Raw genomic sequence first — 20,612 nt, 5'->3', positions numbered from 1 at the left:
TTACACCGTTGTGGTTCCCGTTTGGTGCCTGTGAGCCACTTCATCCACAGGGCCGGAAGGGTACTTAGACACAGCTGGGGATGGCTGTGTGGACCCCGCCCGGTTTGACTGCAGGGTCCAAATTGCCCTAACGTTGTGAAGTCCTTTGTGTCCGCTTTTTGGCCCCGACTGATTCTCCCAAGCGCACCGCGCCTGGGCAGCAGGGGGAAGCGTACATATACAAAACTTAGCGTCGGCCAGTTCTTCCCCTTATTGATCGGGTGGACGCACCTTTGATCCACTGGAGTAACTAACGTGAGCAAGCGGACTTTTCAGCCGAATAACCGCCGTCGAGCCAAGAAGCACGGCTTCCGCCTTCGTATGCGTACCCGTGCCGGCCGCGCCATCCTGGCTGCCCGCCGTGGCAAGGGCCGCACCGAGCTGTCGGCTTAAATAACTGACTTGTCGGTAGATACCTTCCTTGCGAGTTTAAGGTGCTGGCCACCCGTAACCGCCTGAGGACTTCCGCCGACTTTTCAACAACCGTACGTTCCGGTGTCCGCAATGGACGCCGGAACGTAGTGTTATATACGGCAGCCATTGCTGCCGGCGAACCCAGCCGGATCGGGTTCATCGTTTCCAAGAGTGTCGGGAACGCTGTGGTCAGGAACCTCGTTAAGAGGAGACTACGGGAAGCAGGTGCTGCGTCGCTGCGCGAACACGGCACCGGCCTCGCCATAGTGGTCAGGGCGCTGCCTGCGTCCGCTTCCGCCAGCTGGGACCAGCTGCGGGAGGACTACGACGCTGCACTTGAGTCGACGCTGAACCGGCTGGCCGGCCGCCCCCAACGGGCTGCTGCCAAGGGTTCGGCTGGTACAACACAGAAGGGGACACCGCGTGCCTAACGCCACCGCCGTCGTCGCCCATCTTCATCCTGTTCCCGCCGCCGTCCTGCTGTTTCTCTGGAACGCGCCCCGGAACATCCTCATTCTCCTGCTGAAGGCCTACCGCAAGGTGATTTCACCCTTGTACGGCCAGGTCTGCCGGTTTTTTCCTTCATGCTCGGCTTACGCCCTTGAAGCTGTCACCGTCCATGGCGCTGTAAAGGGAACCTGGCTGGCCGCCCGCCGGCTGGGCCGCTGCCACCCATGGAACGCCGGCGGCGTGGACCACGTCCCCGCCGGCAAGCGGGAATGGCCTGAAAACCAGACCCCCACAATTGTTGTGCTGAACAATCCGGACAGGTACCTGGTTGCTCGGACTGATGAAGAAGGCCGCAGTGCGGCCTGACGAATAGGGATATCGTATGGACTTCTTTGAAACAATCATGTTTCCGTTCAAGTGGCTGGTTTCCATCATCATGGTGGGCTTCCACGAGGGACTGACCCTCATCGGCATGCCGGCAGCCAACGGCTGGACGTGGACGCTTTCCATCATTGGGCTGGTGCTGGTGATCCGTGCCGCCCTGATCCCCGTGTTCGTCAAGCAGATCAAGGCCCAGCGCGGCATGCAGCTTCTGCAGCCGGACCTGAAGAAGCTGCAGGACAAGTACAAGGGCAAGACCGACCAGCTGTCCCGCCAGGCCATGGCCCAGGAACAGATGGCCATGTACAAGAAGCATGGAACCAACCCGTTCTCCGCCTGCTTGCCCATGCTGATCCAGATGCCCTTCTTCTTCGCGCTGTTCCAGGTGCTTTCCGGTATCAGCAACAACGCCAAAGCAGGCCAGGGCGTCGGTGCCATGAGCCACGACCAAGTGGTGCAGTTCGACGAGTCCAGCATCTTCGGGGCTCCGCTGTCAGCCTCCTTGCTGCACGGCGGGGGTGGCGGTAACCAGACTGCCGTCTGGATCCTCTCCATCGTGATGATCCTCGCCATGACGGCGTCGCAGTTCATCACCCAGAAGCAGATCATGGCCAAGAACATGTCTGAAGAGGCAATGGCCAGCCCGTTCATGCGCCAGCAGAAGATGATGCTGTACATCCTCCCCATCGTCTTCGGTGTTGGCGGCATCAACTTCCCCATCGGTGTCCTGATCTACTGGACCACCACGAACCTTTGGACCATGGGGCAGCAGTTCTTCGTCATCCGCCGGATGCCCACGCCTGGTTCCCCCGCTGCCAAGGCCCTTGCCGAACGCCGGGCCGCCAAAGGCCTGCCCGCGCTCTCTATCCTGACCGGAAAGAAGGACGCCGCGGCCGACGCAGAGGCCGAGGCCGCGATCGTCGAAGCCAAGGGACAGCGCGTACAGCCACAACGTAAGAACAGGAAGAAGAAGTAGATGTCAGCCGAAAGCACCGAACACGCCCTCTCTGAAGACGTGGTCGAGGACCGCGACGAGTCCGGGACTGCGGACATTTCGCCCGTAAAATCTTCTGCTGCCAGCCGGCTGGAAGAAGAGGGCGACATCGCGGCCGACTACCTCGAGGAACTGCTGGACATCGCAGATATTGATGGCGACATCGACATCGAGGTCCGCAACGGCAGGACGTACATCTCCATCGTGGCCGAGGAGGAGACCGAAGGGCTGGAGAGCCTGGTGGGTGAGGACGGCGAAGTCCTGGAGGCCCTGCAGGAACTGACTCGCCTGGCGGTCCTCTCTGCCACTGAAAGCCGTTCGCGCCTGGTGCTGGACATCAACGGTTACCGGCAGGAGCGAACCGGACACCTGCAGAAGATTGCCGAAGACGCTGCTGCGTCGGTCAAGGAGACCGGCAAGCCCGTGGCGCTTGAGCCCATGAGTGCCTACGAGCGCAAGATTGTCCACGACGCTGTTGCCGACCTGGGACTCGTGAGCGAGTCCGAGGGCGAAGGCAACGGCCGCCACATCGTTGTATCCGCTGACTAGAGAATTGCTGCCGCTAACCATGGTTGATATCACGGCTGCCGAACTTCGGGCTGCTGAGAAGATTTTCGGCGATCGGCTGGATCTGGCTAAGCGCTACGTTGAACACTTGGCGACGTCCGGAACTGAACGGGGACTTATAGGCCCTCGGGAGATCCCGCGACTCTGGAGCCGTCACGTCCTCAACTGCGCCGTCATCGAAAGTGAGATTCCGCAGGGAAGCCGTGTGGCGGATGTTGGAAGCGGTGCCGGGCTTCCGGGGCTGTGCCTGGCGATAGCGCGGCCGGATCTTGAGCTGACGCTCATTGAACCCTTGGAACGCCGGGTGATCTGGCTCCAGGAAGTGGTTGATGATCTCGGCCTGGATAACGTCACGGTCATGCGCAGCCGGGCCGAGCTTGCCGTGGGACATGTCGAAGCCGACGTTGTGACGGCCAGGGCCGTATCTGCCCTGACGAACCTTGCCGGGCTCACCATTCCCCTCCTTGGCGGTACGGGTGAAGTGATTGCCATCAAGGGCCGCAGTGCTGGTGAAGAGATCGAGAAAGCCGCCAAGGCCATCCGGAAACTGGGTGGCGTTGAGACATCAGTACTCACCGTGGGTGACAACCTCCTGGAGGAGCCCACCACGGTAGTGCGCATCGTTGTAAACAAGCCCCAAAAGAAGTCCTAGTAAGGGCCCGGTGACCTCGGTCTGCCGGGTGCAGCAGTTAGGCTAGACAACGGCAGCAAAATTGGCTGAACGAGAGTGAGTGTGCCCCAGTGACAAGTAGTGAAGCCTCCGCACAACGGATACCCCCGTTTGTGACGCTGGGGTCCGCACGTTCTGTCTCTGGCCCGGTCAGTATTCCTGGACGAGGCGGAAACCACCCTAAAACGGTTGTAAACAGCTCTTCCGCAGCGCTTGTTTCACGTGAAACAACCGCTGCGAGTCGATCGAACGTTATTGACGCCATTGACGATTCCAGCCCGATTGCCCGCGAGCTCGCCCACGAGACCAAGCGCCGCGAAAAGCTGATGGGCCGCCGGCTTCCGCGACCTGAACAGACCCGCATCTTTACTGTGTCGAACCAGAAGGGCGGTGTCGGCAAGACCACCACGACGGTGAACATCGCTGCCGCGCTGGCTGCTGCCGGGTTGAACGTGCTGGTCATCGACATTGATCCCCAGGGCAACGCTTCCACAGCTCTTGGTATTGAGCACCATGCCGACGTGGACAGCATCTACGACGTACTCATCAATGACGTGGCGCTGGCCGACGTAGTGGCGCAGTGCCCCGACATGGAGAAGCTCATCTGCGCTCCGGCCACCATCCACCTCGCAGGGGCGGAAATCGAACTCGTGTCGCTCGTGGCGCGCGAACAGCGGTTGCGGCGGGCCATCGATGTCTACGCCAAGACCCGGGAAAAGAACGGTGAGGAACGGCTCGACTACATCTTCATCGACTGCCCGCCCAGCCTGGGCCTCCTGACAGTCAACGCTTTCTGCGCGGCCAATGAGGTCCTTATTCCCATCCAGTGCGAATACTACGCGCTGGAAGGACTGAGCCAGCTGCTGAAGAACATCGAAATGATCCAGAAGCACCTGAACGCTGATTTGGTTGTTTCCACCATCCTGCTCACCATGTACGACGGCCGCACCAACCTGGCTGCCCAGGTGGCGGCCGAGGTCCGGACGCATTTCCCTGAACAGGTGCTCTCTGCAGTTGTTCCCCGCTCCGTACGTATCTCCGAAGCTCCGAGCTACCAGCAGACAGTCATGACCTATGACCCTTCCTCCAGCGGTGCCCTGTCCTACCTGGAAGCCGCTGCTGAAATAGCAGAGCGCTAAAATCTTCAATACTGCATCGACCGGAGTCGGAACTACGCCCGGTTCTACCACTGGAGGGATTTACCCATGAGCGAGAAGCGACGGGGCCTTGGCCGCGGTCTTGGCGCGCTGATTCCTAGTTCAGGCGCGTCCAACGGTCAGGGCAACGGTGCCGCTGCGTCGCGTCCGGTAGATCTCTTCTTCCCGGAAGGCCGTAAGAAGTCAGAGCCTGTTGAAGCAGAAGGCACGGGCAAGCCGGACGGACCATCGGCGGCAGCTCCCAGTGAACCCGCACCTGCATCAAAAAAGGTAGCGCCGGCGAAAACTCCAGTGCCCAGGAAATCTACAAGTACGGCGCGGACGGCTGGCAGTACTACCAAGAAGGCCAAAGAGGTTGCGGGAGCAGCAGCGGATGCGGATGACACTGCAACCACCGCGGGCAAAGGCCAGGCAACACCGGCACCGGCTGCGCCGGCGGGGAGTACCGGCTTTGGTGGGACTTCATCCCCGTCTTCATCGGATGGTTCCCCGTCCGCTGAGGTGGCCGGGCTAGGCGCCTCGGACAATGGGGCGGACTTGGTGGAGGTCCCTGGTGCCCACTTCGCCGAGATTTCCGTTACGGACATTCATCCGAACCGGAAACAGCCACGTTCAGTCTTCGACGAAGACGATATGGCAGAGCTTGTTCACTCTGTTCGTGAAATCGGCGTTCTCCAGCCAATTGTTGTCCGTAAATCAACTGAAGATGGTGTCGAGCCGTATGAGCTCGTCATGGGTGAACGCCGGTGGCGGGCAGTGCAGGCTGCCGGCCTGGATACTGTCCCTGCTATCGTCCGCGAAACGACCGATGATGACCTTCTGCGCGACGCTTTGCTGGAGAACCTGCACCGCAGCCAGCTGAACCCGCTCGAAGAGGCAGCTGCCTACCAGCAGCTGTTGGAGGACTTCGGGACGACTCATGAGCAGCTGGCCGACAGGATCGGCCGTTCCCGACCCCAGGTATCCAACACTCTCCGGCTCCTCAAGCTCCCCCCGCTTGTTCAGCGGCGGGTAGCGGCAGGTGTTCTCTCGGCCGGCCATGCGCGGGCACTGCTGGCCCTTCCAGACGCCGCTGCGATGGAGCGGCTGGCCCAGAAGATCGTCGCTGAGGGAATGTCTGTGAGGGCCACTGAGGAGGCCGTAACCCTGTACCAGGACCCGGCCACCCCGGCCAAGAACAATGTGCCCCGCCCCGGTGCACGCCACGAACGGCTTGATTACCTGGCATCATCTCTTTCCGACCGGTTGGATACCAACGTCAAGATCTCATTGGGAGTCCGCAAAGGTAAGGTCAGCATTGAATTTGCCAGTGTTGAGGACTTGAACCGGATCATGGATGTTTTAGCTCCGGACTCGGCTAACTAGTTGTAGCGAATGACATGAGGCTCGGTTCTTTTGAACCGAGCCTCCTGTCTTTTCTGACTAGTGCCTGCCTTGATTGAAGCTTCCGGGCCGTGACTTGAATGCCAAGCCCTATACCTTGCCAGCAGTTCAGACAGGGAAACGTCGCACCCCTAGTATGGAGACAAGAAGGCGGACTGCACGCTGACACCCGAGGCAATTTCCGACAGAATTGTCCTTTGAATGATCCTCGATGAGTGCCTGTTAGACCTGATGGGATGAAGGTGTTTCACGTGAAACACGTCCACTCGCTGTGTCCGTGACGCTAATGCCCCTGGTCAGTGTGCGGCGGAACATCATTTAACGGGTGGTTGTCGCCACCTATTGCTATCGGGTGTGGGCAGTCTGTTGTCGGTACAGTGACCGTGGCCCGAAAGGTTCGATGCGGCAGTAGGGCTGCTGCCACTCCTAACCGATGGCCTGAATGCGGTTGCCGAGCCATCACAGCCCTGGGACCGTTAGCGAAGTGAACTACCGATACTTCAAGGCCTCAGCATCTGTCGCCTTAGAAGTGACAAACATGCCTTGTCCAAGTCCAGTGAATAGCGGGCAATACTCCAGCTCCATAATCCCCTTGCGTCCGTTCTCAGGGCTGCGTGCGACCGAGCGACGCTCACAACCAAGATGACTCGGAGGTTCCATAGGCCTCAAAATTGCAACTTGGCGGCGGGGACAGTGAACGTAAATCGGCATGAGGACGAAGAATGCTTCGCCACAGGAGCCACGCATTGCCGTTGAGTCCCTAAGCGTTGATGACGTCGGCAGTCCAGCTGAAGAAATGGCGCGTCCGCGGTGTTGGTCATCCGTCCAGGCAGCGTTTCCGAAGGCTGTCTGGGTGCGGGTCCGTCGACGTTGGCCATTTGTTTAGACGAGTCCAGGCATCACACCTTGTGGCTTGGGGTGACCCCATGGTAGGCCGTACTGGTCATCGATTCAGCCGACAACGCCGATGCAGCGTTCGAAAGCGCCCAGGCGCGGATTGCATCTAGGGTATTTCGCATCGGAACCCGCAAAGAGTGTCTGAGAGTCGGAGAGATCCCGCCCTGGTTCTCCTGCCTATCGATGCGTGAAGCGGCGTGCTGAGCATTCATCTCAGGGTGATGAGCAGCAGACGATCTTGCGGTGCCTGACGAGGCGTTTCACGTGGAACAACCGGACATCACTTCCGGCCTTGGGGCACTTGTAGGGAACAGTCGAATTTCGGTCGGCGGCAGAGCGCTGTTTCACGTGGAACATCTGGACAATGGCTCTCGGCCTAGTGACGCGTGGCGGGGAACCAGGCGACTTGTGTCCGCAAAGCGTGCTGTTTCACGTGAAACCTTCTTGCCTTACGTAGCCTCCTGCAGAGTGAGGACCGTAGAAGTGGTAGACATCAGATCCGACTCCTTCCTAGACATGCCTCCGCCATATGGCATTCCTCCGTTTACGTTTCACGTGAAACGCAACCTGGGGACCCGCTGACCGTGCGTCGGTGTTTGCGGACGGACTGGCTGGCAGTGAGATGACCCAAGTGGGAAGAGGCCGTTGAGTTGGACGTGTCGCGGCCGATCCGACATGTAATGGCTCAGCACGCGGCCATCAAGGTCCGAGCGCACGTCGACAGAGTGCCTTCAGACAAGAGGAGACAGGCCGAATCGAGGGATTCGATCCACGTTGACGACGCAGCACCTTAGCGGAATGTGCGAGTTCTGCGGTCTCCTTGAGGGTTGCCGTTACAGTCCGGCCTGCGGTGCAAATGGCAATATCGAGCGGCGTCAGGATACTCCGACCCCGGTATGAGTGACCATCGGTCCAATCTGCCCCAAGTCCTTGTCCGACCTGCCCTCCATGTACTGGAGGTGTGGAGCGCAAGGCAGATAGCCCCGACGAGAGTAGCGGCCTGACCCCCTGGTCAGCCACGATGGCACAAGAGGCCTGTCAACGGGGGGGTAGTCAGTTGCTTCTCTCGTGGCCCCAAGCATGCTTCGCAGGAGGTCCACTCCCCCTGTACTCAGCTAAGCGTCGCCAAGTATCGGCCCCTGAACAGATGCCATCTCGCTTCTGTATGCCGGCATCAAAAAGGGCATGCGCGCCCGGATTGTTTCCAGTGACAGTTCCAGGACCTCCCTAGGAGAATGGCTGGCGTGCAGACCAGACTGGACTCAGGAGAGTCCTAGCAGTGCCTGTCGAGACGTGCGGAGTGCAAGACCTAACGCGTTGGACGGTTACTCCGTGGGCTCATCTAGTCCGGATTTCCGGCGGCGTGTTCCGGGCTCACGTCCAGCGCAGATAGCAGCAGATGTCCGCATCGGGACGGCAGAGCCACGACCAGTTGGTTCGTTGACGTGGTGGATAAGCCTGTGGATAAAGTTGTGGAAAGATCTGTGCACAAGCAGTGGAACCGTTGTCCCACATGTGCTCACGGCCACGAGTAGTTTAACCTCACCTCACTAGAGTCCCGGTCTGACAACGGCTGTTTCACGTGAAACTTGGCAGGCACTTTGGTTACCTACGAACTGACGCTGCAGAGTTACTCTACAGAGCACTCAAATAGGCTGAATCTGGCTGATTTAGTGAGCCTGTGTGGCCGATTCCGCAGGAGCCTTGACCGCCCAATTTCGAACCAATGCGAAGGGTGAAAGGTGGCCGCCCTACTGGCCTGGCAGCTACTATGGCCAGACGCCGGACGAAGCTTGGGGATGCAAGAAGCGGGGTGTGGATAACTGTGTGGATAGAAGAGGCTGGAGCTGTGGATAAACCTGTGGGAAAAAACACACGTCCCGTCACGGCATGAAGCTGTGCGGCAACTATGGTCGGTCACAGGTAGGGACTCAGCAAGGAATTGCCTGCTAATGCTACGGCGGCCGCCGGTCGCTGGCTAGCGGTGGTCGGGCGACAGAGCGGGGTTGTGCAGCGCTTGGCAGGACTGGGCGGCGGGGCTTGGCCTGTGCCACGTTGGAGGCGGCCACCGGTCTCGATGTGGTGTTTGTGAGCCCACGAGCTTAGGCGCTAGATTGCCGCGGTGGTCTTGCACGCCGACTCGAAGACGCTGTGGTGGTCTGCACGCCGGCCCGAAGCTGACGGTAAGCCCATGAGGGATACGGTACGACTCGGCGGCCTTGTGATCGTGTGGCGTCGAAGCCAGTCCTGGCCCGTCGGTCAGCAGTCAGCCGGGCGGCGGAAGAACTTTGCAGGGCTCTTGCTGCACATCCTGGAAACGGCTCCTGACGAGGGCGACTAGGCAATGGTGGATTCCGTGTCCCGACTACCGAAGTATGAATCCTGGTTCGGCATCGCCCCCACGCTGCTGGCTTTGAATGGGACCTGGGAGCTACCCTTGGGGCAGTCACGCAGTCTCGCATATATGTATAGGTCGCTACTGCCGGCCACCTGGGCCACGTGTTGTTGTGGTCGGCGCGGGCACAAGAGAAATGGACATGCCTGTTGCTCAGGATTCCTCGACAAGTTGGCCAGGAAGTTGGTCTTGGGACGCTGACTCTCGTAGGGCCCGGGCATAGATGCGGCACACTGGTCTTCTACACAATGGCGACGACGTGGGTCGGGAGGGCCTGCAGGAGACTTCTGCTGTGAGACCTGGCCAGTTGTGCCTCCGGTCTCTCGATTGACCCTCAACCGCGGCCACCGATCAGAAGGAACTCCCCGTAGCCTCCGGAGCCGTAGGAGAGGGTTGGAGCCCTTTTCACTGGGAAGCTCAGCAAGCTTGGAGATGGACCAGGGGGCACCCGGGTCCGAAAGCTTCCAGATCTCCGGTGCGCCCCTCTCTGATGCGCGATTCCGTAAGCGTTTCACGTGAAACAGATGACGTTGAAGGATGCACCCGACATGGCCCGTGATCTCTATAGTGTGGTGGTTGTTTCACGTGAAACGCCCTCCATCCGCCTCCCTAAGTCCAGAGAGTGGGATGTGGTCAACCTTCAGTTGGGGGCCGTGAGCATAGTAGATGGTTCGTGGTGGAGCTCTTTTGCCGTCCTTCGCCACTCCTGGCTGGTCATACGTCGGATCTGCCACAGGGTTCCCCGGTGCTGTTCTAGTCTCCCGAGGTCACTGTCTTGAAGACAGGCGGAGTGCTTTCGGTGCTTCATCTCTGGGCTTAAGCGAGGTCCATGAGTGTTCCACGTGAAACGTGTTCCAAGGCTGCGCCCCTCCGGGATGGGGACGCTGCCTGCTGTCGAAGACAAAAAGCTTCTCTTGGGTATTGTACGAGGGGAAGAGCGGGCCTAGCGCATGCGAAAGCTTCATATGGGTGTCTCGAAGGTCCTTTGAGTGCTACTTTGCCGCAATCAGCACCTACAGCGAGCACGAACTTGAACGCAGCCATGTCGATAGTCATGGGATAGTTGTCCTTGCCATGTCACCATGAGCATCTGCGAAGCTATTGGATACGAAGCGGCCAGTTACGGAGTGGCTGCCGTGGTGTTCACACGAGATGCCGCGGGTGGTGCTTCCGGACGCACCGACAGCGGGCTCGTCGCTCGACCTACGAGATGATCTGCAGCCGCAGCGTGCATTGCGGTGCGATTGGGTGCGATGGGGTGCCGTGCCGTGCCTTGCCGCTCCGCCCGCGGGGCTGGCACGACTCGCGTTAGCCCATCTGAATCGGCATGCTCCCCCCATGCGATCACCTGGGACGTCCATATGGCTCAAACAAATTGATGGTGCTATCGTCTTGGGCCACGACTCTGGAAAATCTAGGACGTTAGCGAACAACGCACGATGCCCGGGTCACAGCGTCGGATTGTTTACCTGATTCCGAGTTCCAGGAAGTCTTGGAACTCTCAACGTAGTCCTACGCCATCGACTCCGGCCACTATCATCTCGGTTGGAGACTTTTCGGTTACGAGTTTCAGATGTGTTTTCCGTGAGTGCTGGACGTTGGAGGCCTCTGGCTCGATCTGCGGTCTTGGGAGGAAAGCTGCTCTGTGCGCCCTCAAAATGTCAAGATGTTTCACGTGAAACGATTCTCTCCCAAGGGGAGCCGCTGTGGTTCAAGAAGCGGCCATTTCGTAGGAAAGGTCATTTGAAGAATGCGTTTATGTAGTTCAACGCTGCCTCATCGTCTCAAAATGTGCGGCAATCACCATCGGCGGATTCGGAGGGAAGATGTAGAGGGGTCCACCAGATCGGTTCGCACGCCACAAGAATGGCTGCTTAGCGATGCATATGGGTGGAAATCCTGAGTACTTGGCAGCGCTTGCAACGAACGAGCGCCCAAGGTCACCGCGGCGAAACCTGAGACACTCTCAGTACTGTTTCACGTGAAACCAGCCGCACTAGGCCTGATTACTTTCGCAAGTTATCGCGGTCCACTCCGGAAAGCAACCACGGGAGGTATCCGAGCCATGGTATTGCTGGCCTTTGAAGTCCCAAAAGCGTGACCTCTTGAAACAAGAGTGGCCACCGCCAAATAGGCGATGGCCACTCATTGAGGTATCAACTCCCCTACTGGGGAATGCACCTAGGAAAGAACGTCTGCGAATTCCTTCTCGAAGAACTGCTTCGGCTTTGCACCGATGACCGTGTTCTTCACTTCGCCGCCCTGGAAGAGGTAAACGGCAGGGATGGAAGTGATGCCGTATTCGGCAGCGATGGCGGGGTTGTCGTCGACGTTGACCTTGACGACGTCAACCTTCTCGCCGTACTCCACGGAGATCTCATCAAGGATGGGACCCAGCTTGCGGCACGGACCGCACCATTCAGCCCAGAAGTCCACGATAACCGGCTTCTCCGAAGACAGTACGTCGGTGCCGAAACTTGCGTCAGTTACGTCTTTAGCGTTGCTCATAGCCACTCTTTCTTCTCGGTATGTTTTTCGTCAGTGCCTAAGCGGGAAGATCCGCCAGGTAGTGTTCAACGTCAATTGCGGCCACGCAACCTGAACCGGATGCGGTGATCGCCTGCCGGTACGTGGGGTCCACGACATCGCCGGCTGCGAAGACGCCGGGGATGCTCGTCTTGGAGCTCCGGCCCTGGACCGCGATGGTGCCTTCCGGAGTCAGGTCAAGGACGTCCTTCACCAGGTCCGTCCGGGGGTCATTGCCGATGGCAACGAAGACACCCGTGACGGCGAGGTCAGTAACGTTTCCGTCTACGAGGTTCTTCAACTTCAGCGAGGTGACCTTCGATTCGCCGATGACGTCTTCCACGGTGCTGTTCCAAATGAACTTGATCTTGTCGTGGGCCAGGGCACGGTCCGCCATGATCTTCGATGCCTTCAGGGAATCACGGCGGTGAACCACGGTCACGGACTTGGCGAACTTCGTGAGGAAGAGAGCCTCCTCCATGGCGGAGTCGCCGCCACCAACGACGGCGATGTCCTGGTCCTTGAAAAAGAAACCATCGCAGGTTGCACACCAGCTGACTCCGTGGCCGGACAGGCGCTTTTCGTTGGGCAGGCCGAGTTCCCGGTAGGCGGAACCAGTGGACAGGATGATGGACCGCGCCTTGAACGTCTCCCCCGTTGCGATGGTGACGGTCTTGACAGGGCTTTCGAGGTCCAGCGCGGTGACGTCCTCAAACTGGATCTCGGTTCCGAAGCGGGTGGCCTGCTTCTCGAAGTTTTCCATCAGGTCTGGACCCATGATGCCCTCGGGGAACCCCGGGTAGTTCTCCACGTCTGTGGTGTTCATGAGTTCGCCGCCGGCGGTCACTGAGCCCGCGAACAGCAGGGGCTTGAGGTTGGCTCGGGCCGTGTAGACGGCTGCCGTGTAACCCGCCGGGCCTGAGCCGACAATGATGACATCACGTACTTCGGACGCGGTGGTTTCTGCGATGGTCACTGAACGGTGAACCTCTTCCTTGTTCGACGTGCCTCCGTGTGGAGGCCGGCCACATGGCACAACTGCTTCTGGATGCTGAATATTCCGGCGTCCGGGCAGAGAAGATCACAGACGGACGGAATGGAGCTATCTCAGCAGGACGCTCTTTCCAGATTACAGGGCATGCCCTCGCCGGCATGCAGAGGTTACTGTGACTGGCTACTGAACCTTGATTTCGGCCAGGCGGAGACCGTAGCCGTACCGGGTCTTGGGTGCTGCGAGCTTGGGCAGCGCATTGATGGCGACGATGACGTACTGGGCCTTGACCGGTTCAGCGAGCGGCAGGTTGAGGTCACCGGAAGTGAAGCTGTTGGTTCCCACGGACTTGGCGCCGTCAAGCGATGGCCGGTCGTTGGTGTAGACGGTCATGCTTCCGCCCGATCCCCCAAGCTGCGAGAGCGTGATGGAGGAAACGGTGGCTGCACTCTTCAGTTTGACTGCAAGTGTCACGCCATCGGGAGCGAGACCGCCCCAGTTCTCGGTGGCGAACTCCATGTCCGACCAGTAGCTGGCAGCGTTGCCGTCGTAGGCCTTGACCAGGTCGCCGTCGAAGGTGGCAGCAAAGTCGAAGTTGCCCTGGCGGGTGACGCTTTCAATAGCCGGCGGAACCGCCGGTGCGGCGGACGTGGGCGCCTGCGTGGGAGCTGCTGAAGCCTCAGGAGCACCCGTTGTGGCTGCCGGCGCGGGGCCACCGGCCTCCGGCTGCGTGAAGAGGCTGCCCAGGTTTGTCACGGCAAAAACCAGCCCGGCGATGAGGACAACGGCCAGGAGTCCGCCAACAAGCCACCGCATGGACCGCGGCTCACGCCCTGCTTCGTCCTGGTCGTCGTCGTAGTCATCGCGGTCATCGTCATCGTTGCCGCGGCCGGCGAAGGACGCGCCGCCGGCGGCCGGTGCCGCTGCCCTGGCAAAGAGTGCGCCCTTCTTGTTGGCCGGCGCACGCTCCTCCACCGGCTCTTCTTCGTACTGGTAGTCGTAGCCGTCCTGGGTGTCCGCCTGCGCGTAGTCGTCGTCGGACCACAGGGAAACCTTCGGACGCCCGGAATCAGAGGCCACGGGATGCCCGCTGTCGGTGGCTTCGGGCGCGGAACGTCCGGTGGAAGGCTGCACGGGATGGGCAGCAGTGGCCTCGGGGTCGGCCGGCGCGGACGCCGGAGCACGGCCCGCAGCGCCAGCAGCTCCAGCGGCACCGGCAGCAACGCCTGCGCCAGTACCCGCAGCAGCGCCGGCGGCTGCAGCACCGGAACCGCCGTTGCGGGCGGCGGCAGGTGCAACAGGTGCCGTGGCGGGGCGCACAGGTGGCTTGGGCGGAACGGCAGGAGCATCGCGGTAGGGATCGACCTGGCTGGGGTGCGTGTCCGAGTAATTGATGTAGCCGGCCTCGACGTTTTCTTCGTCGTCATAGGGCTCGGGCTCGTACGAGCGGGCCTGGCCGAAGATCTCGCTGCCCAGCGTGTCCGTGAAGAACGGCTCCACGTAGGGCGGGTTGGAAGCCACCACTAGGTCCAGCAGGTCTGCTGCGGACGTGTGGTTGGTGATGAGGTACGTGGCGGCCTCGGTGACGCCGAGGTCCAGCACCTGCACAGTGCCGGGACGTTCGCCGGTGGCTACTTCGCGTGCGCTTTGGGCCACCTGTTCGGTGTTCTGGGGTCCGGCAACCAGGATGCTTACCGGGCGGTTGAGGACCTGGTCCACACCATCCAGCACCAGATCGTGGTCATGCGAGGTCAATACCGTGGCTGTGACCTTGTAGCGGCCGCCCAGTACTGATCCGACATCGATCGGGTTGGACACGTGTTCCTCCTAGATTTTCCGGGATTTCCGGCATGGATGACCCAGCCGTCCGCGGACGGCAGGATGGCGGTCTCCCGGATACAACTTCCCCCTGTACCCTTCCGATCCTAGCCGATTGAGGGTGGACCGCCGCGGAGAAAGAAGCGCCGAAACAGCGCCAAAGTCACTTTTTCCGGGGGCGCCGACGGCTGAAATAGGGGTTCTGGCCCGCCTTGCCCTGGAAAGTGCGCCGGCCCGGCAGTGGAATTTGCTCGCGGAGCAATCCGCCGCGCGCAGTGCTGGCCTGGTCCTCTCCCGGCAGGTAGTTGCCGTCATCCGGTGTGGGGGCGCCGTCGTCGTAATGCGCGCCGGAGGCCTCCCGCTCAGGCTCCGGACCTGCCCTGAAGGACACAGCATCAAACTCACCTGAAATGCGGGGAATGAGGCCCGTATCCACCGAGGTGGTTGCACGGGCGGGACGCTCTGCTGCCGGCCCGGCTTCCACTGAGGGGGTGCCCTCGGGAGCGGACGTCGGCGGGACCCCGCCTGCCGCTGAGGGCGCCACTTGGCCTCCACGTCCAAGCCGTCCGAGCAGGGGCCGGAGCATGTCCGTCAGCTCGGAGACGCGGAACAGCCTGAGGAGCAGGAAGTAAACAGCCAGCATCACGGGTCCCACAACGGCAAGCGTCACGAGTGCCTGGAGGCGGCCGCTCCAGGCGAACCCGTCCGGGCTGTAACTGCCCATCAGCCACAGGGCACCGGCACCCGCGATCGCCGAGCCCAGGGCGGCATAGCCCATGCGGATATAGGCATTGGCAATCCGCGGTCCGTCCAGGTTGCCGAGGAGGCGACGCAGGAAGAACGCACTGATCACTACGGAGAGGATATTGCCCACCATGTACAGGACGGCGATCGCATAGATGATCTGGCCCACCGGCATGAACTGGATGGCAAAGGCGCCCACCACGTACACCACCGCCAGCAGCAACTGAACGTAGAACGGGGTCCGCGCATCCTCGTTGGCGTAGAAGACGCGGGACATCATGAAGTTGGCACTCATGAAGGGGGTGCTGAGCGCCAGGATGGTGAGCGTCTGGGCCAGCATCACGCCGTCGTTGCGCGAGCCGCCGGAGAAGAACATGCCCAGCGGACCAGCCAGGGCGAAGAGTGCCAGGGCACCGAAGACGGTGGCCACGGCCATGGTCCGCAGGCCGTGGGAGAGGGCATCCCGCAACTCAGCCCGGTTACCGTCCTGGGAAGCCCGGGTCATCCGGTTGAACAGGACTGTGGCCAGGGACAGGGCAATGATCGAATGCGGCAGCAGGTACAGCTGGCTGGCCACCTCCAGCACGGCGTTGCCGGGCAGCATGTCAGCGGCCGGATTGCCCGCCTCCGCAAGGCGGAGGCGTTCGGCACCGGGAATCGTGGCGATGCGCATGACATACAGGAAGGCGAGCTGCCCGACGGCGGCCGTCAGCAGGGTCCACACGCTCAGCTTGGCTGCCTGGCCCAGTCCCACGCCCCGCCAGCCGAACCGCGGGCGGAGGCCAAGCTTGAGCCGGAAGACCGGGATCATCAGGATGGCCGTCTGCGCCACCACGCCGATGGTGGAGAACCCAGCAACGAACAACGTCTGCGTTGATCCCCAGTTGGCCAGGGTGTGCGGACTGAACTCGTTGGTGCCAAAAATCCAGATGAACATCCCCAGGCCGGCTATGGCCACCAGGTTGTTCAGGATGGGCGCCCACATGGCAGGCCCAAAGGCCCCGTTGGCATTGAGGACCTGGGTGAGGAGGGCGTACAGGCCGTAGAAGAAGATCTGCGGCAGGCACCAGAACGCGAAGGTGACGGCCAGCGCCTTCTGCTGCGGACTGTATCCCTGCGTGGTGACGTCGATGACCAGCGGCGCAGCCAGCGTCACCAGGGCAGTGAGGCCCAGCAGCAGCAGGACCGCAAGGGTCAGGAGGCGGCTGATGTAGTCCGCTCCCCTGTCCGGAGCCTTGCTGGCTTTGATGATCTGCGGCACCAGCACGGCGTTGAAGACACCGCCGGCCACCAGCAGGAAGATCAGGTTGGGCAGGTTGTTGGCGTTGATGAACGTGTCGTTGACCGTGGAACCGAGGCCTAGGGCCGTTCCGAGCATCCAGGTTTTGCCGAAGCCCAGGAACCGGGAGACCAGGGTGCCGGCGGCCATGATGGCGCTGGAACGGGTTTCACTGGCTCCTGAAGTCGCTGGCGCGGCGGCCGGAGCCGCAGGTTCTTCGGGGAGGCCTTCCGGCGCGGCATTGCCGGTCCGGCCGGCTTTGTCGGAAGGAAAGTTGGTAGCTGACATCGAGTTCATCGTCTCACCCGGAGGCGCTTAACACCGCAACGCCGCTGCGCGCTGGGCCGGCCCGGCGTCAGAGGTGGCCGGGCAGGACCTCGCGTGCGAGGTCGGCGATGCGCCGCTCATTGGGGAACGAAAGCTTCCTGGCCAGTTCCTGGATGGGCACCCAGGCAACGTCCACGGCCTCCTGGTCGGGATCGTTCTCAATGGTCAGTTCACCGCCGGTGGCACGCAGCAAGTAGTGGTGCACGGTCTTGTGGACCCGGTGGCCGCTGACGGTAAACCAGTAGTCGATGCTGCCCAGGGGCGCCAGGATGCTGCCCTCGATGCCGGTTTCCTCGGCAATTTCGCGGACCGCTGCCTCTTCGTTGTTCTCTTTGCCCTCCGGGTGGCCCTTGGGCAGGCACCACTCCAGGCGTCCCCCGCGGTTAAGGCGGGCAATAATCGCAACCCGAAGCTCGGCGTCGGACGTGTCAACCACCACGCCGCCGGCGGAAACTTCCTCCACCGTCGGCAGCGACGCCGGCGCCGAGTGCGGGGCAGGGGCAACGTGCGCACCTATTGCCGACGGCAATGGTGCGTTTGTCCTCCTGCCTGGAGCGCTCGGTACTGGATGGGCCATGGAGTCCACTCTAACGACTGTTGCCCGTTCGTGATGACCGGAACATGACGCAAACATGGACGGCATATGACGCAGTTTCGCGGCGGCCCGTGAATCCCACGGATCTTGACGGACTTTTTGGCCTGCCGTGCCGCCGGTTTCTGCCAAGCTTAAGTAACTATGGCGCACGCACATCACAAGACTGATTCCCACACCGTCGATTTCCAGGTGGACCCGGTGGTCCTGGAGCTTGGCCAGCGCTTCGTCGACGCCGGCCACGAACTGTCGCTGGTGGGCGGTCCCGTGCGCGATCTCTTCCTCGGCCGGACCTCGCCGGACCTGGACTTCACCACCGACGCCACCCCGGACCAGACGGTTGCCCTTATTAAGAAGTGGGCAGACAACTTCTGGGAAATCGGCCGCGCCTTTGGAACCATCGGCATGCGCAAGGCCGGATTCCAGATCGAGATCACCACCTACCGGGCAGAAGCCTACGATCCGGACTCCCGGAAGCCCGTAGTCGCTTTTGGTTCATCGCTGACCGACGACCTGCTGCGCCGCGACTTCACCATCAACGCCATGGCACTGAAGCTGCCCACCATGGAACTGGTGGACCCCTTCGGCGGGGTCCGCGACCTCCACGCCTCGGTACTGGCGACGCCGGGGTCGCCGGAGGCATCCTTTTCCGACGATCCGCTGCGGATGATGCGGGCCGCCCGGTTCGCGTCCCAGCTGGGTGTCTCCGTCCACGACGACGTCCGCAAGGCCATGACCGGCATGGCTGAACGGATCACCATCATCTCCGCCGAGCGGATCCGCGACGAACTGGTCAAGCTCGTCTGCGGCGCCCGCCCCCGCGTGGGTGTGGACCTGCTGGTGGACACGGGCCTGGCCGAGTTCGTGCTTCCGGAGGTGTCCGCGCTCCGGCTCGAGTCCGACGAACACCACCGGCACAAGGACGTGTACCAGCATTCGCTGCAGGTCCTGGAACAGGCTGCGGCCCTCGAGACGGACGCGGACGGGCCCGTGCCCGGCCCCGACTTCGTCCTGCGGTTCGCGGCACTGATGCACGACGTCGGCAAGCCGGCTACGCGCCGTTTCGAACAGGGCGGCGCGGTGAGCTTCCGGCACCACGACATGGTGGGTGCCAAACTCACCACGAAGCGGATGAAGACCCTGCGCTTCGACAACGACACCATCAAGTCGGTGGCCCGCCTGGTGGAACTGCATATGCGCTTCTACGGCTATGGGGACGCCGGGTGGAGCGACTCAGCCGTCCGCCGCTATGTCACCGATGCCGGTCCCCAGCTGGAGCGGCTGCACCGCCTTACCCGCTCCGACGTCACCACCCGCAACCAGCGCAAGGCCGACAGGTTGTCCTTCGCCTACGACGATCTCGAGGAACGGATCGCGGCGCTGCGTGAGCAGGAGTCCCTGGAAGCGGTCCGCCCGGACCTGGACGGGGCACAGATCATGTCCCTGCTGGGCCTCAAGCCCGGACCGGTGGTGGGAAGGGCCTACAAGTTCCTCCTCAATGAGCGGATGGAGCATGGACCACTGGCCGCCGACGATGCGGAGGCCAGGCTCCTCCGCTGGTGGGCCGAACAGCCTGAAGCATCACCTGCCGGGCCGGCGGACGAAGAGTCCCCCGCCGGCGTCGAACCTTCCCATGTTGAGGAGTCCAAGTGACCAATCCCGCCCTCGCCCCGCGTCCCCAGCTCTGGATCCTCCGCCACGGCGAGACGGAATGGTCCAAGAGCGGCCAGTACACCGGGCTCACGGACCTGCCGCTCACCGTTGAAGGTGAACAGCAGGCCGTTGAAGCCCGCAAGGCACTGGATGGTGTGGACTTCGACCTGGTCCTCACGTCCCCGTTGCGCCGTGCGCGCCGGACGGCTGAGCTGGCAGGCTTCCCCGATGCCCAGCACGAACCCCTCGCCGTCGAATGGAACTACGGCGACTACGAGGGCATCAGTTCCGACCTCATCCGCAAGGACAACCCGGACTACCTGATCTGGACCAACGGCGTGCCCAATGGCGAGAGCCTGGACGAGGTGGCGGCGAGGGCTGACAAGATCATCGGCCGCGTCCTCGAATCCGGAATGGACAACGTGCTGGTGGTGGCCCACGGGCATTTTTCCCGCATCCTGACCGCTCGCTGGCTGGAACTGCCTCCCGTTGAAGGCCGGCATTTCGTCCTCGGCACGGCAAAGGTATGCACGCTCGGATGGGATAAGAAGACTCCCGCAATTGTCCGCTGGGGACTCTGAACACCAGTTACCTAAAGAATTTCTTCTATTTGTGCACAAAAGGATAGCCGCAGCGTAATTCGTGGTGTACCTTTATTCCAAGCCCCAGGACTTTTCTGCCGGGGCACTGCCCGTGCTGCCGCATCCACACGATGCCGCGAATGAAAGAAGAGGAGGTTGGGAGAATGATGACTTTGACTGGCGAATGGAATGTGGCCGTCAATGCTGCCCCGGCCTCCGCTCACGAGGTGCACTTTCCGCAGGGCCGCGCCGGCCACTAGCCCGTGATTCCGCCGCGCTGGCGGCGGATTCCTTGATGCCGGACCTGCCGGAAGCTTGAGTGCAATTTAACTGAGTGCCATGGCCTGTGCATGCCGTCTATGCCTGCCTGCCTTGGTTTGCCTTGGCATCCCGTGCATCGGTGCCCGTACCTTCCGTACGCGCTTGTGGGCAGCCGCCTCCTGCTGACGGTATTCCCGTTTATCCAGGTGCGCCTTTAATTGCCGCCTGATTCACCGAATTTCATGTGCCCTCTTTTTCGGTGATTCTTTATGCCCAATTCACGTTTCGGCAATGGCTCTATTTGCCGCGCCCAAAATCTTCCTTACATCTTCCAAGGAGGTGAGTACCTTGATTCGAAAAATCCGCAAGCTGCTGACGCGAGTCCGCAGGCGGCCAGGCAAAGCCGGGTTCAACCGCCGGCTGCTGGAACAGCACCGCGACGACGCCTTTGCAGTGATGCACCAGCAAATGGGAGGCCTGCGCTGACACCCGC

Annotated in this window: 16 protein-coding genes; 11 read left to right on the top strand and 5 right to left on the bottom strand. The window is 61.4% G+C overall.

The window, feature by feature from the left end:
• The first annotated feature begins 294 nt into the window (after positions 1–294).
• The 8 genes from rpmH (at position 295) to ACHL_RS19705 (ending at position 6,037) form a co-directional block, all read left to right on the top strand.
• Entirely contained in the window at positions 295–432 is a 138-nt protein-coding gene (gene rpmH, locus ACHL_RS23900) for a 50S ribosomal protein L34 (protein WP_003800212.1), read from the top strand.
• Between the two features lie 41 nt (positions 433–473).
• Entirely contained in the window at positions 474–884 is a 411-nt protein-coding gene (rnpA, locus tag ACHL_RS19735) for a ribonuclease P protein component (RefSeq protein ID WP_015939080.1), read from the top strand.
• Positions 877–1,269: a membrane protein insertion efficiency factor YidD gene (gene yidD, locus ACHL_RS19730; RefSeq protein WP_015939079.1), complete on the top strand. Its 393-nt coding sequence runs from the start codon at positions 877–879 to the stop codon at positions 1,267–1,269. The genes rnpA and yidD overlap by 8 nt, the downstream gene beginning before the upstream one ends.
• A 16-nt stretch (positions 1,270–1,285) precedes the next feature.
• The gene (yidC, locus tag ACHL_RS19725) at positions 1,286–2,260 is read left to right on the top strand and encodes a membrane protein insertase YidC (protein ID WP_015939078.1); all 975 of its coding nucleotides are present in this window, start codon (positions 1,286–1,288) and stop codon (positions 2,258–2,260) included.
• Positions 2,261–2,827: a Jag family protein gene (locus tag ACHL_RS19720; protein WP_015939077.1), complete on the top strand. Its 567-nt coding sequence runs from the start codon at positions 2,261–2,263 to the stop codon at positions 2,825–2,827.
• A 19-nt stretch (positions 2,828–2,846) separates the two neighbouring features.
• Positions 2,847–3,497, top strand: coding sequence for a 16S rRNA (guanine(527)-N(7))-methyltransferase RsmG (gene rsmG / locus ACHL_RS19715; protein ID WP_015939076.1), 651 nt, complete (start codon positions 2,847–2,849; stop codon positions 3,495–3,497).
• A 173-nt stretch (positions 3,498–3,670) separates the two neighbouring features.
• On the top strand, positions 3,671–4,654 hold the full coding sequence (locus ACHL_RS19710) for a ParA family protein (RefSeq protein ID WP_407681033.1): 984 nt from the start codon (positions 3,671–3,673) through the stop codon (positions 4,652–4,654).
• Between the two features lie 66 nt (positions 4,655–4,720).
• A complete protein-coding gene (locus ACHL_RS19705) occupies positions 4,721–6,037 on the top strand; it encodes a ParB/RepB/Spo0J family partition protein (RefSeq protein ID WP_015939074.1) in 1,317 nt (438 codons plus the stop codon).
• A gap of 5,491 nt (positions 6,038–11,528) precedes the next feature.
• Here ACHL_RS19705 and trxA read toward each other — a convergent pair.
• From trxA to ACHL_RS19680, 5 genes are all read right to left on the bottom strand, one after another.
• Positions 11,529–11,855, bottom strand: coding sequence for a thioredoxin (gene trxA, locus ACHL_RS19700; protein WP_015939073.1), 327 nt, complete (start codon positions 11,853–11,855; stop codon positions 11,529–11,531).
• 37 nt (positions 11,856–11,892) lie between these two features.
• A complete protein-coding gene (gene trxB / locus ACHL_RS19695) occupies positions 11,893–12,849 on the bottom strand; it encodes a thioredoxin-disulfide reductase (protein ID WP_015939072.1) in 957 nt (318 codons plus the stop codon).
• Between the two features lie 198 nt (positions 12,850–13,047).
• Positions 13,048–14,682 carry a protein kinase family protein gene (locus tag ACHL_RS24280; RefSeq protein ID WP_015939071.1) on the bottom strand — a complete coding sequence of 545 codons (1,635 nt, stop codon included), beginning with the start codon at positions 14,680–14,682 and terminating at the stop codon, positions 13,048–13,050.
• Between the two features lie 163 nt (positions 14,683–14,845).
• Complete coding sequence (gene murJ / locus ACHL_RS19685) at positions 14,846–16,993, bottom strand: murein biosynthesis integral membrane protein MurJ (protein ID WP_015939070.1); 2,148 nt, start codon at positions 16,991–16,993, stop codon at positions 14,846–14,848.
• Positions 16,994–17,060: 67 nt separating this feature from the next.
• The gene (locus ACHL_RS19680) at positions 17,061–17,561 is read right to left on the bottom strand and encodes an NUDIX hydrolase (RefSeq protein ID WP_009357101.1); all 501 of its coding nucleotides are present in this window, start codon (positions 17,559–17,561) and stop codon (positions 17,061–17,063) included.
• A 207-nt stretch (positions 17,562–17,768) separates the two neighbouring features.
• Here ACHL_RS19680 and ACHL_RS19675 point away from each other — a divergent pair, with 207 nt between their 5' ends.
• The 3 genes from ACHL_RS19675 (at position 17,769) to ACHL_RS24275 (ending at position 20,605) form a co-directional block, all read left to right on the top strand.
• Positions 17,769–19,277 carry a CCA tRNA nucleotidyltransferase gene (locus ACHL_RS19675; RefSeq protein WP_015939068.1) on the top strand — a complete coding sequence of 503 codons (1,509 nt, stop codon included), beginning with the start codon at positions 17,769–17,771 and terminating at the stop codon, positions 19,275–19,277.
• On the top strand, positions 19,274–19,858 hold the full coding sequence (locus tag ACHL_RS19670) for a histidine phosphatase family protein (protein WP_015939067.1): 585 nt from the start codon (positions 19,274–19,276) through the stop codon (positions 19,856–19,858). The genes ACHL_RS19675 and ACHL_RS19670 overlap by 4 nt, the downstream gene beginning before the upstream one ends.
• A 552-nt stretch (positions 19,859–20,410) precedes the next feature.
• The gene (locus ACHL_RS24275; protein WP_015939066.1) at positions 20,411–20,605 is read left to right on the top strand and encodes a hypothetical protein; all 195 of its coding nucleotides are present in this window, start codon (positions 20,411–20,413) and stop codon (positions 20,603–20,605) included.
• Positions 20,606–20,612 lie beyond the last annotated feature (7 nt).

It is taken from the genome of Pseudarthrobacter chlorophenolicus A6 (assembly GCF_000022025.1).
In the GTDB taxonomy this organism is placed as follows: Bacteria; Actinomycetota; Actinomycetes; order Actinomycetales; family Micrococcaceae; genus Arthrobacter; species Arthrobacter chlorophenolicus.
Note: the sequence above shows the minus strand (reverse complement) of the source record. Positions and strands in the feature narration are given on the sequence as shown.